General features: G+C 63.1%; 13 protein-coding genes. 10 read left to right on the top strand and 3 right to left on the bottom strand.

Features of this window, described 5'->3' with window-relative positions; translation table 11 throughout:
- Positions 1 to 170 precede the first annotated feature (170 nt).
- The 4 genes from GYH35_RS03565 (at position 171) to GYH35_RS03550 (ending at position 2,931) form a co-directional block, all read left to right on the top strand.
- Complete coding sequence (locus GYH35_RS03565) at positions 171 to 719, top strand: HvfX family Cu-binding RiPP maturation protein (protein WP_202624056.1); 549 nt, start codon at positions 171 to 173, stop codon at positions 717 to 719.
- A gap of 4 nt (positions 720 to 723) precedes the next feature.
- On the top strand, positions 724 to 1,206 hold the full coding sequence (locus GYH35_RS03560) for an HvfA family oxazolone/thioamide-modified RiPP metallophore (RefSeq protein ID WP_161814337.1): 483 nt from the start codon (positions 724 to 726) through the stop codon (positions 1,204 to 1,206).
- Between the two features lie 137 nt (positions 1,207 to 1,343).
- Positions 1,344 to 2,177, top strand: coding sequence for an HvfB family MNIO-type RiPP peptide maturase (locus GYH35_RS03555; RefSeq protein ID WP_235936688.1), 834 nt, complete (start codon positions 1,344 to 1,346; stop codon positions 2,175 to 2,177).
- Entirely contained in the window at positions 2,170 to 2,931 is a 762-nt protein-coding gene (locus GYH35_RS03550; protein ID WP_161814336.1) for an HvfC family RiPP maturation protein, read from the top strand. The genes GYH35_RS03555 and GYH35_RS03550 overlap by 8 nt, the downstream gene beginning before the upstream one ends.
- Before the next feature lie 70 nt (positions 2,932 to 3,001).
- Here GYH35_RS03550 and GYH35_RS03545 read toward each other — a convergent pair whose 3' ends face one another.
- From GYH35_RS03545 to ku (GYH35_RS03535), 3 genes are all read right to left on the bottom strand, one after another.
- Complete coding sequence (locus GYH35_RS03545; RefSeq protein WP_202624055.1) at positions 3,002 to 3,541, bottom strand: thioredoxin family protein; 540 nt, start codon at positions 3,539 to 3,541, stop codon at positions 3,002 to 3,004.
- Positions 3,542 to 3,672: 131 nt separating this feature from the next.
- Positions 3,673 to 4,674 carry a non-homologous end joining protein Ku gene (gene ku, locus GYH35_RS03540; RefSeq protein ID WP_161827660.1) on the bottom strand — a complete coding sequence of 334 codons (1,002 nt, stop codon included), beginning with the start codon at positions 4,672 to 4,674 and terminating at the stop codon, positions 3,673 to 3,675.
- Positions 4,667 to 5,449, bottom strand: coding sequence for a non-homologous end joining protein Ku (gene ku / locus GYH35_RS03535; protein ID WP_161827659.1), 783 nt, complete (start codon positions 5,447 to 5,449; stop codon positions 4,667 to 4,669). The genes ku (GYH35_RS03540) and ku (GYH35_RS03535) overlap by 8 nt, the downstream gene beginning before the upstream one ends.
- Before the next feature lie 376 nt (positions 5,450 to 5,825).
- Here ku (GYH35_RS03535) and GYH35_RS03530 point away from each other — a divergent pair, with 376 nt between their 5' ends.
- The 6 genes from GYH35_RS03530 to fucP are packed head-to-tail and all read left to right on the top strand — an operon-like array spanning position 5,826 to position 12,172.
- On the top strand, positions 5,826 to 6,884 hold the full coding sequence (locus tag GYH35_RS03530; RefSeq protein ID WP_161814332.1) for an aldo/keto reductase: 1,059 nt from the start codon (positions 5,826 to 5,828) through the stop codon (positions 6,882 to 6,884).
- A gap of 3 nt (positions 6,885 to 6,887) precedes the next feature.
- The gene (locus GYH35_RS03525; protein ID WP_161814331.1) at positions 6,888 to 8,027 is read left to right on the top strand and encodes an amidohydrolase family protein; all 1,140 of its coding nucleotides are present in this window, start codon (positions 6,888 to 6,890) and stop codon (positions 8,025 to 8,027) included.
- Positions 8,024 to 9,226 (top strand): UxaA family hydrolase, encoded by a 1,203-nt coding sequence (locus GYH35_RS03520; RefSeq protein WP_161814330.1) that lies wholly within the window; start codon positions 8,024 to 8,026, stop codon positions 9,224 to 9,226. Before GYH35_RS03525 ends, GYH35_RS03520 begins: the two co-directional genes overlap by 4 nt.
- Positions 9,227 to 9,241: 15 nt before the next feature.
- Positions 9,242 to 9,976 (top strand): SDR family oxidoreductase, encoded by a 735-nt coding sequence (locus GYH35_RS03515; RefSeq protein WP_161814329.1) that lies wholly within the window; start codon positions 9,242 to 9,244, stop codon positions 9,974 to 9,976.
- A 9-nt stretch (positions 9,977 to 9,985) separates the two neighbouring features.
- Complete coding sequence (locus GYH35_RS03510; protein ID WP_161827658.1) at positions 9,986 to 10,831, top strand: fumarylacetoacetate hydrolase family protein; 846 nt, start codon at positions 9,986 to 9,988, stop codon at positions 10,829 to 10,831.
- 45 nt (positions 10,832 to 10,876) lie between these two features.
- Positions 10,877 to 12,172 carry an L-fucose:H+ symporter permease gene (gene fucP / locus GYH35_RS03505; protein ID WP_161814327.1) on the top strand — a complete coding sequence of 432 codons (1,296 nt, stop codon included), beginning with the start codon at positions 10,877 to 10,879 and terminating at the stop codon, positions 12,170 to 12,172.
- The last annotated feature ends 10 nt before the right edge of the window (positions 12,173 to 12,182 follow it).

Here is a 12,182-nt window from a genome sequence, read left to right as displayed (position 1 = left end):
TTACGGCAACCGCACGCCGGCGGGCGCGCCGCTTTTGTAAGCGAATCCGGGGATTTTTCGCCCGGATACATTTCGATACACAGGGCCCGGTAAGCGCACCGTCGCCGAAACGATCCGGATACATGCGTCGCGTTGAATCGCTGCCCAACGCAGAAGCAGAGGCCGCGACGATGTCATTGAAGTTTGTGTCCACCCTGATGGACCGCTTGAACGGGCTGGGAGAGTGGATCGCTCCGCTCGGTTTGCGCGTGCTGCTGGCGTGGGAGTTCTACGAGTCCGGGCTGGAGAAGCTACACGGCGAAAACTGGTTCGCCGAGCTCGCCGGTAAGTTTCCACCGCCATTTTCGCTGCTCGGCCCGGATGTGAATTGGGCGCTGGCGACCTGGCTCGAGCTGTTGGGCAGCCTCGCGCTGCTCTTCGGGCTCGGCACGCGCTTCTTCGCCGTGGCGCTGTCGGTGCTGACGGTCGTGGCGATCGCAGCCGTGCACTGGCCGGCCGAATGGTCGACGCTGGCCGAGCTGTGGCAAGGCTACTCGATTACCGATCACGGCTTCGGCAACTACAAGCTGCCGCTCATCTACCTGGTGATGTTGCTGCCCTTGATTCTGCAGGGCGCCGGGCGCGCGAGCCTGGATCACCTCCTCTGGCGACACCTTCGATCCTCCGCCCCAGGGCGGTCTCTCAACCCGCGTGGCACGCCACGTCTACTTCCGGAGTAAAGCTATGTCCAAGAATTCTTCCTTCCATAAGACCGGCCTCGGCGCTGTCGGCATCGCGCTCACCGGCGGCATGCTGCTCGCCAGCTCGGCGTTCGCGGCGCAGCCGATGGCCCACGGCTATCTGCTGACTGCGGCGCCCACGTCCAAGTCTGCCGAAGGCAAGTGCGGTGAAGGCAAGTGCGGCGGGTCCAAGGCCGCTGCCGCCAAGACTGCCGAAGGCAAATGCGGCGAAGGCAAGTGTGGCGAAGGCAAGTGCGGCGATGAGTCGTTCGCGAAGACCGACGCCAATAACGACGGCAAGGTGTCGAAAGCCGAGTTCCTGGCCGTGGCGCCGCAGCGTGAGGCGAGCTTCAACGAGATCGATGCCGACAAGAACGGCTTCATCAGCCAGGCCGAAGCTTACAAGTTCCTGCGCTCGGTCTATGAAGCGAACGGCAAACAGATGCCGGCCGACAAGTTCAGCATCGCCGCGGTGCTGGGCAAGTAAGCGCAACCAGTACGGCGCCTCGCGACGGCGGGGCGCCGGCGGCAAGCTCAGCATGCCGCCGTGCTGGGCAAACTAGGAGTAGCCACTGAAGGTGCGCCTTGTGAAAGCGAGGCGCGCCTTCTCGCGGAGTATCGTTTGTGAGCAAAGACATCGCTCCGACTTCGGCCGGTCTCGGCTTGCGCCGGAGTCTGCTGCCTGAGTTACAGGAGATGCCGGAGGGTGCCGTGGACTTTCTGGAGTGCGCGCCGGATAACTGGATCGGTGTCGGCGGCCACTTCGGCGCGTGTCTCGATGAGCTGTCGAGCCGGATTCCCTTGAGCTGTCATGGGCTGTCGTTGTCGTTGGCGGGGCCCGAGCCGCTCGACATGCAGCTGTTGACGCGCACTCGTGAATTTCTCGACCGGCACAAGGTGACGCTCTATAGCGAGCATCTCAGTTACTGCTCCGATGACGGACATCTGTATGACTTGATGCCAGTGCCGTTCACGGAGGAGGCCATCAAGCATGTCGCCGGTCGCATTCGTCAGGCGCAGGACGTGTTGGGCCGGCGGATCGCTGTGGAGAACATCTCTTACTACGCCGCGCCGTATCAGGCGTTGAGCGAAATCGAGTTCGTGACGGCTGTCCTCGAAGAGGCGGATTGCGATCTGCTGCTCGACGTGAACAACCTGTTCGTCAATGCCTGCAATCACGGCTACAGCGCGCGTGACTTTCTCGGCCGGTTGCCTGCCGGGCGTATTGTCTCGTTCCATGTTGCCGGCCATCACGACGAGGCGCCCGATCTCAAGGTCGATACGCATGGCGCGACCGTGAAAGAAGGGGTGTGGTCGCTGCTGGCGATGGCGTACCAACGCTTCGGTGTGCGCCCGACGCTGCTCGAACGCGACTTCAATTTTCCACCGCTGCCGGAGCTGTTGCGGGAAATGGGACGAATCAAGACTCTGCAACGGGCGGTGACGCAAGATGGCTAGCACGCTTCGAGAGCAGCAGTTTGCGTTCGCGCGTCATCTGCGCGATCCGGACCAGCATCCCAAGCCGGCCGGGATCGAGGACCGGCGGATGAAGGTGTATCGCGATCTGTTCTTCAATTCACTGCAGTCGCAGCTGGCGAGCGGATTTCCAGTCATTCGACAGACATTGGATCGAGAGGTCTGGCTGAAACTGGTCCGTGACTTCTACGCGGACTACCGAGCGCAGACGCCGCTGTTCACCGAGATTGCTGGCGAGTTCGTCAGTTATCTGCAGACTCGCGGTGACGATCCGGCGTGGCTGGCGGAGCTGGCGCATTACGAATGGATGGAAACCAAGCTGCATCTTTCCGATGCGCCTGCGCCGGGCCATGATTCCGACGGCGATCTCATCGAACAGACTCCCGTGCTATCTCCACTTGCCATGCCGCTGGCGTACCGATGGGCAGTGACTCACATCGGCCCCGAGTCCGTGCCGACTGCGGCTCCGGAGCAGCCCACCTTGTTACTGTTGCATCGAGGGGCCGATCATCGCGTTCGGTTCATGCAGCTTTCGCCGGTGACTTATCGGTTGCTCGTGTCGTTGTCATCGAACCCGTGGACCGGAAGGAAACATCTGGCTGTGCTCGCTGCCGAGGCAGGTCTTGCAGAAGGCGCGCTGCTGGAGCCAGGGCGGGGCATGCTCGAGCAGTTTCGTCGCGATGGCGTCGTGTTGGGCGCCGCAGCGGCGCCGGCGGAAGGCGCCGACGTCGCATGATATTCAAGGTCGTGGCCGTTCGCACCGGCGGCGTGCACGCTGCGACGCCTGTTCATGGCCGGCGACAAACTCAGCGCTTCGCCAGCAACTGCTGAATCTTAGCTTCCGTTTCGGCATAGCTGCCCTCGCCGTAGTGGCGGTACACGATGCGACCTTCAGCATCGATCAGATACAACGCCGGCCAGAAGCGATTGCCGTAGGCGTCCCAGGTCTGGTAGTCGTTATCGAGCGCGATCGGATATTCGAGGCCGAAGCGCCTGACGGTCTGCTGCACATTCGCGGGCAGTTTCTCGTGGTCGTATTCGGGCGTGTGCACGCCTACGACGGTCAAGCCCTGGTCTCGATAACGCGAGTGCCACTCTTTGATATGCGGCATGACGTGGATGCAGTTGATGCAGTCTCGCGTCCAGAACTCGACGAGCACCACCGAGCCGCGCAGCTGCGATAACGTCAGCGGCTCACTGTTGATCCATTGCTTGATGCCTTTGAACTCCGGAGCCAACGGCGCCGTTGCGTGGTTTGCCGGCGGAATGGGCTCGGCGGACGTGTCACCGGCGGTGCACGCGGCCGAGAGCAGGCACATGGACAAGGCGACAACTTGCTTCAACATGATCGACCTCACTGGGAAGAACCTGGTTGCAGTGTTCTCCCAAGCTGTGGCCGAAGCATTTCGTCACAAGCACGGTTTTGTAAGCGCAGTTCGATACGGGCGCCGCAGATACATTACGACACAAACTGCGGCTAGCTGCGGCGGGCGCGCTTGCGCGGGGCTTTGCGCTTTGCCTTGGCAGGGGTCTTCTTCTTCGCGGTGGCAGAGCGGGCTTCGCGCTGGGCGCGTCGTTCCGCCAGATTGATAGGTTCGCTGGCCTCGGCGGTTCGCACGACCGCGCTCTTGGACAGGCTCTTGCGCAGCACTTCCATGAGATCGATGACCTTCGCGCTTTCGCCGCCTTCGGTGTCTTCGGCGGCTTCGGCGCCTTTGGGATGAATCACGTCGTCGCGCTCTTTCTGCTTGGCTTCCACCAGCGACTGCAGCTTCTTCGCGTCCTGATCCTCGAGCTCGGCGATCTTCAGCTCCTTGTGAGTCAGCGCTTCGATCTCCTTGGCGAACTGCGTGACCTTGGCGGCCGCCACTTTGGGGTGTTTCGGCAGGCCGATCGCTGCGGGCGTGCGGATTTCGTCGGCATAGCGCAGCGTGTCCAGACGCAGCACGCCGTTGTCCGGAACGATCGCCACCAGATATTCATGACCGCGCATGACGAAGCTGCCGATCGCGACCCGACCGGTGCGTTTCATGGTCTCCGCAAGCAGCACGTATGCCTTCGCCGACTTGCCGGCGGGCGCGAGGAAGTAGGGCTTTTGAAAGTACAGCGCCGGGACCTGTTCGAGCGGCACGAAGCTGCGCAGCTCGATGTCGGCGGACATCTCCGGCGCCACGGATTCGAATTCTTTGTCCGTGATGACGACCATCTTGCCGTCGTCAGTCTCGTAGCCACGCACCAGATCGTCGTAATCGAGCTTCTTGCCTTCTTTGGAGCAGTGATACTGGCGGCCCAGCGCGTGCCCGTCGGTATCGACCAGTTTCATCGCAGTCTGGCGCGGACGCACGGCAGTCAGCAGATCCACCGGGATGCTGACCAGACCGAAAGTGATCGTCCCGGACCACAGCGAGCGCACGCGGGCGCTCGAGCTTTCCTCTTCGGGCTCTGGTTCCGGCGCGCGTTTGCGTTTGCGACTAGGCAACTTTCTTCTCCTTGGCGGCGGCGAGGCTGGCCTTCAGGCTGTCCGCCAGGCTGCCTTCGGCGCGCTTCTTCTTGACGGGCGCGGGTTTGATCTTCTCGCCGCGGGCCTTGGCTTCGATGAGCTTCAACAGGCGCACCCGATATTCGTTCTGCCACTGCTCCGGATCGAAGTCCGCCTCGATGGACTTGACCAGCTGCTCGGCCAGCTTCAGCTCGTTCGCCTGCGGTGTGGCCGACTTGGCGGGCTCGATGCCCGAGAAGCTCACAACCTGTTCCGCCCGCCGCAGCGTGGTCATGATCAGATAGCCATCGACGACGCTGATTGCACCGAGATAACGCTTCTTGCGCATGACCCAGCGCGCAATGCCGATCGCTTCCTTGCGGGACAGTGCCTCGCCGAATGCGAAGTAATCGTCGGTGTGACCATCGGGGCCGAGATAGTAGGGGCGCTCGTACCATTGATCGCCGACCGCGCTGGCCGGCACGAATCGCAGCAACTCGATTTCGCGGGACTCCGGCGGCACCAGCTCCTCGAGCTCTTCGGGCTGCAAGATCACGGCAGTATTCGGGCCGACCGCGAACGCCTTGCGCATCTCTTCCTTCGGCACATCCTTGCCGGTGTCCTTGCGGACGATGTGCTGCTCGACCGGCGCCTTGTCCTTCTCGTGCAGCAGATGGAAGCGGATGCTGCGGTCCTCGATCGCCGAGTAGAACTTCACGCCGACGTTGTGCTTGCCGAGCTGCAGCTCGCCTTTCCAGATTGCTCTAGCCGCCATCGCCCGGTCCTCCAGCGTCGAGGCAGGAAACGCACACCACGCGGCCATCGGGGCGCCGCCGCCGGCAATGAATACACGTCGTCATTTCACACTCGGGACAGCGAAACTCCATCTCATATATATAGAGCTGGCCGCAGCCGAGGCATTCTTCGTCGCCGTCCGTCAACCACCAGGGGGCGGCGTCGCTGGCGGGGGCCTTGGCTCGGGCTCTGGGCATGCAGTTCCTCATCCGATCGGCAGTCGCTGTTAGAAAACGAAGCAGGGCTGTGCCTGTTCCAAGAAGCGCGGGCCGGCGCGAGAGTTCGGGCGATTTCTGACACTCGGGCCGGGGTGAAGTTCTATAGATAAAAGCACAATCATATGTGAGAATGCGGCCATGCTCGGCTTTCCCGCTGTGATCCAGACTTGCCTGCCGCGACGCGCCGTCGGGCGTACCCGGCTGCAGGTGTCCGAGCTGGGGCTGGGTGCGGCGTCCCTGGGCAACCTGTACCGCCCGATGTCCGATGCGGAAGCGCACGAGACATTGGACGCGGCATTCAACGAAGGCATCGGCTACGTCGATTGCGCGCCTTACTACGGGTTTGGCCTGTGCGAGCAGCGGGTCGGCGAGGGCCTGAAAGGACGCGAGGGCATCGTGGTGTCGACCAAAGTCGGTCGGCTGCTGGAGCCCGCGCCGGGTGTCGTCGATGACTCGGAACGGTTCGGTTTCCGTTCCGCTCTGCCGTTCACGCCGGTGTTCGATTACTCCTATGACGGTGTGATGAAGTCATGGGAGTCGAGCCTGCAACGGCTCGGCGTGGCTCGCATCGACATGCTGTATGTGCACGACATCGGGCGGATGACGCATGGCTATCGTCATCCGGAACGGTTGCAGCAGCTGATTCATGGCGGCGGGCTGCGCGCGCTGGCCAAACTTCGCGCCGAAGGTCAGATCGATGCGGTCGGCATCGGTGTCAATGAGGTTCAGGTGTGCCTGGAGTTGATGGAGGAGGCCGACCTCGACGTCATCCTGCTCGCCGGCCGTTACACATTGCTGGAGCAGAAAGCGCTCGACGTGCTCTTTCCCGAATGTGCGCGGCGCGGAACTTCTGTTGTCATAGGCGGACCCTACAACTCGGGCATTCTCGCCACGGGAACACGCAGCGATGTCGTGCCACGCTTCAACTATGAAGTCGCAGCGACGGACATTGTGTTCCGCGTGCGCCGCCTCGAGCGCGTGTGTCGCGAATTCAACGTACCGCTGCCTGCCGCCGCCCTGCAATTTCCTCTGGCGCATCCGCAGGTCGCCTCCGTCATCCCCGGGCTCGGCGGTTCCGAGCAGGTCGCACAGACCATGACGTATTACCGGACGCGTATTCCGGCGGAGTTCTGGCAGGAACTGCGCTCGCAAAACCTGATTCACGAGGCCGCGCCGCTACCCGCGGCGCAGACCTGAAGCATGAGCTCGATCATCGACGCCCACGTCCATTTGTGGGATCCCGCGAGAGGCGACTACGGCTGGCTGACGCCCGCATTGCCGAAGTTGTACCGCCGGATCGATGAGCAGGAACTGCATGAGCAACTGACGCGAGCTGGCGTGAATGGCGCGGTGCTGGTCCAGGCCGCGCCGACCGAAGCCGAATCGGATTATTTGTTATCGATCGCCGAGCGGACGCCGTGGGTGCGTGGCGTGGTCGGTTGGGTCGACTTCGATGCGCCCGATGTCGAGCAAAGAATTGCTAAACGCGCCCGGCAAGCGAAGTTTGTCGGCGTGCGGCCGATGCTCCAGGACCTCGACGATGCCGACTGGATTCTCCATCCAAGCCGTGGTCGTGCGCTGAGCGCGCTCGCGTCGCACGGCCTGGTGTTCGATGCTCTGATCAAACCCGTTCACATGAGTCGCATCGAGCAGATCGCGCGTCGCCATCCGAATCTTTCCATCGTGATCGATCACGCGGCGAAGCCAACTATTGGCGGCGAGGTGAGCCGGTCGTGGCGTGAGTCGCTACGTGCGCTGGCGTCCTGTCCCAACGTCGTCTGCAAACTGTCCGGCCTGTTGACGGAGCTGGCGCCCGGTGTCGAGACGTCGAAAGCGCTCGATTGTGCCGACGTGGTCCTGCAACTGTTCGGGCCGTCTCGGGTTCTGTGGGGCAGCGACTGGCCGGTGCTCACGTTGGCTTCGACTTACGACCAGTGGTACGCGCTGACGCAACGAGCGCTGAGCTCGCTGTCCGAGGCGGATCGGAATGCTGTGACAGGTGACAATGCCGTTCGTATATACCGTATGAAGACAACTCTGGCCGCCGCCGCCATTCTCTTGCACCCTGATGACAACGTGCTCGTCTGCTGTCGCGCCGTGCGCGCCGGCGAGCGCATCCGCATCAACGAGAGCGAAGAAATCCAGGTGCTGCAGGACACCGACCTGGGTCACAAGCTGGCTCGGCGCGGTCTGTCGGAGGGCGACAAGGTCCTCAAATACGGTGCGCCGATCGGCTCGATGAAGGCTGCCGTGCCGGTGGGCGGATGGATTCATTTGCACAACATGAAGAGCGATTACATCAGCGCGCACACGCGCGCTGCGCGGGTGGATGCGACATGAGTTTTCAGGGTTACCTGCGCAAGGACGGCAGAAAGGGCATTCGCAATGTGGTGGCGGTGGCCTATCTCGTCGAGTGTGCACACCACGTCGCCCGGCGCATCGTGGATCGCTGCGACGACCCCGATGTGCATCTGATCGGCTTCCCGGGTTGCTACCCCAACGAATATGCGCTGCGGATGATGAAAGCGCTCACCATACATCCCAACGTCGGAGCTGTGCTGCTGGTGTCGCTGGGGTGTGAGTCGTTCAATCGCGAGGCGCTGGCCGCGCATGTGGCGGCCAGCGAACGTCCGGTGGAAACGATCGTGATTCAGAAGGCGGGCGGTACGCGCAGCGCCATCGATCGCGGCGTCGCGGCCGTCAGAGCGATGAAAGAGCAGGCGTCGGACGCCGCCGTTCGAGTGCCGATGGCGCTGAGCGAGCTGGTGGTCGGCACGATCTGCGGCGGCTCCGATGGAACTAGCGGCATCACTGCGAATCCCGCTGTGGGGCGCGCGTTCGATCGCTTGGTCACGGCCGGCGCCACCTGCATCTTCGAGGAAACGGGCGAGATGATCGGCTGCGAAGGACCGATGGCGGTGCGTGCGAGCACGCCTGCGGTCGGCGAGGCCATCGTCGCCTCGATCGGCAAAGCCGAAACCTACTATCGAGCGATGGGCTTCGGCAGCTTCGCGCCGGGCAATGCCGAGGGCGGCTTGAGCTCGCAGGAAGAGAAATCGGCCGGCGCGTATGTGAAGTCGGGCTCGTCGCCCATCGTGGGGGTGATCAAGCCGGCCGAGGTGCCCGAAGCGCCAGGATTGTATTTGCTCGACGTGGTGCCCGACGGTCCGCCGAAGTTTGGCTTCCCGAACATCTCCGACAACGCGGAGATCGTCGAGCTGATGGCGTGCGGCGCGCATCTCACACTGTTCACGACGGGGCGCGGCTCGGTCGTGGGCTCGGCGATTGCACCGGTCATCAAGGTCACTGGCAATCCCGAAACCTATCGTCGGATGACCGACGACATGGATGTGAATGCGGGTCGCATTCTGGAAGGCGAGGGTGATCTGGATGAAGTCGCCGATGAGATCGTCGCGCTGGTGACGGCCGTCGCCGGCGGGCAGCTCACCAAGTCCGAGGACATGGGCCATCGCGAGTTCATTCTCACGTACAAGTCGTTCGAGCCGAGCGGGCCGGGCTGCTTCCCACGCAGCGCCTGAGTCGCGGAGGGATCGATGTCAGGACAGCGACTGGCGGGCAAGACCGCTCTCATCACCGCCGCCGGCCAGGGGATCGGGCGCGCCATCGCGGAGATGTTTGCAAAGCAGGGCGCGTCGGTCGTCGCCACCGACATCGACGAAACCGCTTTGGCGCAGTTGAGCGGCGTCCGCACGCGGCTGCTGGATGTGCGCAGCCCCGTCGACATCGCGGCGGTCAGCAAAGAGGTCGGCCCCGTCGATGTGCTGGTCAATTGTGCCGGCATCGTGACCAACGGCAGCATCCTCGAGAGCACCGAGGACGAGTGGGCGGCATCGTTCGATATCAACGTAACATCGATGTACCGGATGATCCGCGCCACACTGCCCGGCATGATGGAGCGCGGGGGCGGCAGCATCGTCAACATCTCTTCGGTGGCCAGCTCCATCAAGGGCGTGCCGAACCGCTGCATCTACGGCACGACCAAGGCCGCCATCATCGGATTGACCAAATCGGTCGCGGCTGATTTCATCGCGCGCGGGATTCGTTGTAACGCCATCTGTCCAGGCACCGTCGCAACGCCATCGCTGGAAGCGCGGTTGCGGGCGACGGGCGATTACGCCGCCGCCAGGGCGGCGTTCATTCAGCGGCAACCGATGGGCAGACTGGGCGAGGCCAGCGAGGTCGCGGCGCTGGCGCTGTATCTGGCATCGGACGAGGCGGCATTCACGACTGGCCAATGTCACATTATCGACGGCGGCTGGACCAACTGAGCACGAGCTATGAAACTACTTCGATACGGTCAGACGGGAGCCGAGCGTCCGGGCATTCTGGATCGCGATGGCGCGATCCGCGATCTCAGCGGAGTGATCCGGGCCATCGACGGTTCGACGCTGACGCCGCAGCGTCTGCGCGAGTTGCAGGGGCTGAAGGTCGAGACACTGCCGCTGGTGCAAGGTGCGCCTCGACTGGGGCCGTGCGTCGCGCGGCCCGGCAAGTTCCTTTGCATCGGGCTCAACTACGCCGATCACGCGGCAGAGACGGGTGCTGCCATTCCGAGCGAGCCCATCATCTTCATGAAGGCGACGAGCGCACTGTCGGGACCGAACGACGCAGTGATCCAGCCGCGCGGCTCGACTAAGCTCGATTGGGAAGTCGAGCTGGCGTTCGTCATCGGCACCGAGTGTCGCTATGTCGATGAAGCCGCCGGCGCGGCTGCGATCGCGGGCTACTTTGTCTGCAACGACGTGTCCGAGCGCGCGTTTCAACTGGAGCGCGGCGGGCAATGGGATAAAGGCAAAGGCTGCGACAGCTTCGGTCCGATCGGCCCCTGGCTGGTCACCGCGGATGAAGTGGGCGACGTGAGCAACCTGGGGATGTGGCTGGAGGTCAACGGCCGCCGCTATCAGGACGGCTCGACGCGCACCATGATTTTCAAGCCGGCGTTCCTGGTGAGCTATCTGAGTCAGTTCATGAGCCTGCAGCCGGGCGACATCGTTACCACCGGCACGCCGCCGGGCGTGGGCCTGGGACAGAAGCCGCCGGTGTATCTGAAGGTGGGCGATGAGATGCGCCTGGGCATCCAGGGGCTGGGCGAACAGCGCCAGAAGGTGATCGCTTACGGCTGAGGCCTTCGCCCCACCAACAAATCCAGCATCGATTCGGGGGAGTTGATGAATCAGAAGTCAGGGACCGCGCTGGCGCCGCTGGTGCTGATCGTGACGTTGTTCTTTCTGTGGGGCGTGGCGAACAATTTGAACGATGTGCTGATGCCTCATCTGCGCAAGGCGTTCTTCCTGAGCGATTTCCAGTCGAGCCTGGTGCAGTCGGCGTTCTACCTGGGCTATTTCTTTCTGGCGCTGCCGGCGGGCTGGGTGATCCAGCGTCATGGATACAAGGTCACGGTGCTGGTGGGACTGGTGACCTTCGGCATCGGCGCGTTGATGTTTTATCCGGCCGCCGAGCTGCTGCAGTATGGCTGGTTCCTGACCGCGCTGTTCGTGATCGCGGCGGGGCTGGCCTTTCTGGAAACATCGGCGAATCCGCTCATCACGGTGCTAGGCGAGCCGTCGCGCGCCGAGCAGCGCTTGAATCTGGCGCAGGCGTTCAATCCGCTCGGGGCGATCACCGGCGTTCTGGTCGGTCGCGAGTTCATTCTCTCCGGTGTCGAGCCGACACAGGCCGAGCTCGCCGCGATGAGTCAGGCGCAGTTGACGGCATTCCAGACCGCCGAGGCGCAATCGGTGCAGACGCCTTATCTGATCGTCGCTGCCGTCGTGCTGGTGTGGGCGGCGCTCGTTGCGATCACGAAGTTTCCTCCACAGGCGCAGGCGCCCGCGCCGGATGATCCCGATCAGCTGTCGATGCGCCAATCCATCGCCGCGCTGGCGACCCGGCGGCATTTCATATTCGGTGTCGTGGCGCAGTTCTTTTATGTGGGCGCGCAGGTCGGCGTGTGGAGTTTCATGATTCGCTATGCCCAGGCCGAGGTGCCGGGGATGGGTGAGAAGACCGCGGCGGGTTATCTGACCGCCTCGTTGGTGTGCTTCATGATCGGACGCTTCGTCGGCACGGCGCTGATGAGCCGGTTCAGTCCGACGCGGCTGATGGCGAGCTTCGCCGCCATCAACATTTGTCTGACATTGATCGCCGCGTTCGCCGGCGGATCGCCGGGGCTGTATGCCCTGGTGGCCACCAGTCTGTTCATGTCGATCATGTTTCCAACCATTTTTGCGAATTCGTTGCGCGAGCTCGGGCCGCTCACCAAGGCGGCGTCGTCGTTCCTGGTCATGGCCATCATCGGCGGGGCGGTGCTGACCGCGATCATGGGCATGGTGTCCGATGCGAGCGCCATCAACTACGCGATCCTGGTCCCCACCGTGTGTTTCGCGGTCATCGGCTGGTTCGCCTGGTCGGCCGGGCGGCTTCCCGCACCCGCATTACAACCGATGCCGGCAGTGGCCCACTGACGGATTGGCG

The organism is Steroidobacter agaridevorans, assembly GCF_009932555.1.
GTDB classification, from domain to species: Bacteria; Pseudomonadota; Gammaproteobacteria; order Steroidobacterales; family Steroidobacteraceae; genus Steroidobacter; species Steroidobacter agaridevorans.
This window is presented reverse-complemented; position numbering and strand designations above follow the sequence as displayed.

Bases quoted from the DNA above. Each gene is read 5' to 3' on its own strand.
- GYH35_RS03530 (WP_161814332.1), top strand. From the start codon at position 5,826: ATGCTCGGCTTTCCCGCTGTGATCCAGACTTGCCTGCCGCGACGCGCC.
- GYH35_RS03545 (WP_202624055.1), bottom strand. From the start codon at position 3,541: ATGTTGAAGCAAGTTGTCGCCTTGTCCATGTGCCTGCTCTCGGCCGCG.
- ku (WP_161827659.1), bottom strand. From the start codon at position 5,449: ATGGCGGCTAGAGCAATCTGGAAAGGCGAGCTGCAGCTCGGCAAGCAC.
- fucP (WP_161814327.1), top strand. From the start codon at position 10,877: ATGAATCAGAAGTCAGGGACCGCGCTGGCGCCGCTGGTGCTGATCGTG.
- GYH35_RS03515 (WP_161814329.1), top strand. From the start codon at position 9,242: ATGTCAGGACAGCGACTGGCGGGCAAGACCGCTCTCATCACCGCCGCC.
- GYH35_RS03520 (WP_161814330.1), top strand. From the start codon at position 8,024: ATGAGTTTTCAGGGTTACCTGCGCAAGGACGGCAGAAAGGGCATTCGC.
- GYH35_RS03560 (WP_161814337.1), top strand. From the start codon at position 724: ATGTCCAAGAATTCTTCCTTCCATAAGACCGGCCTCGGCGCTGTCGGC.
- GYH35_RS03550 (WP_161814336.1), top strand. From the start codon at position 2,170: ATGGCTAGCACGCTTCGAGAGCAGCAGTTTGCGTTCGCGCGTCATCTG.
- GYH35_RS03525 (WP_161814331.1), top strand. From the start codon at position 6,888: ATGAGCTCGATCATCGACGCCCACGTCCATTTGTGGGATCCCGCGAGA.
- GYH35_RS03565 (WP_202624056.1), top strand. From the start codon at position 171: ATGTCATTGAAGTTTGTGTCCACCCTGATGGACCGCTTGAACGGGCTG.
- GYH35_RS03510 (WP_161827658.1), top strand. From the start codon at position 9,986: ATGAAACTACTTCGATACGGTCAGACGGGAGCCGAGCGTCCGGGCATT.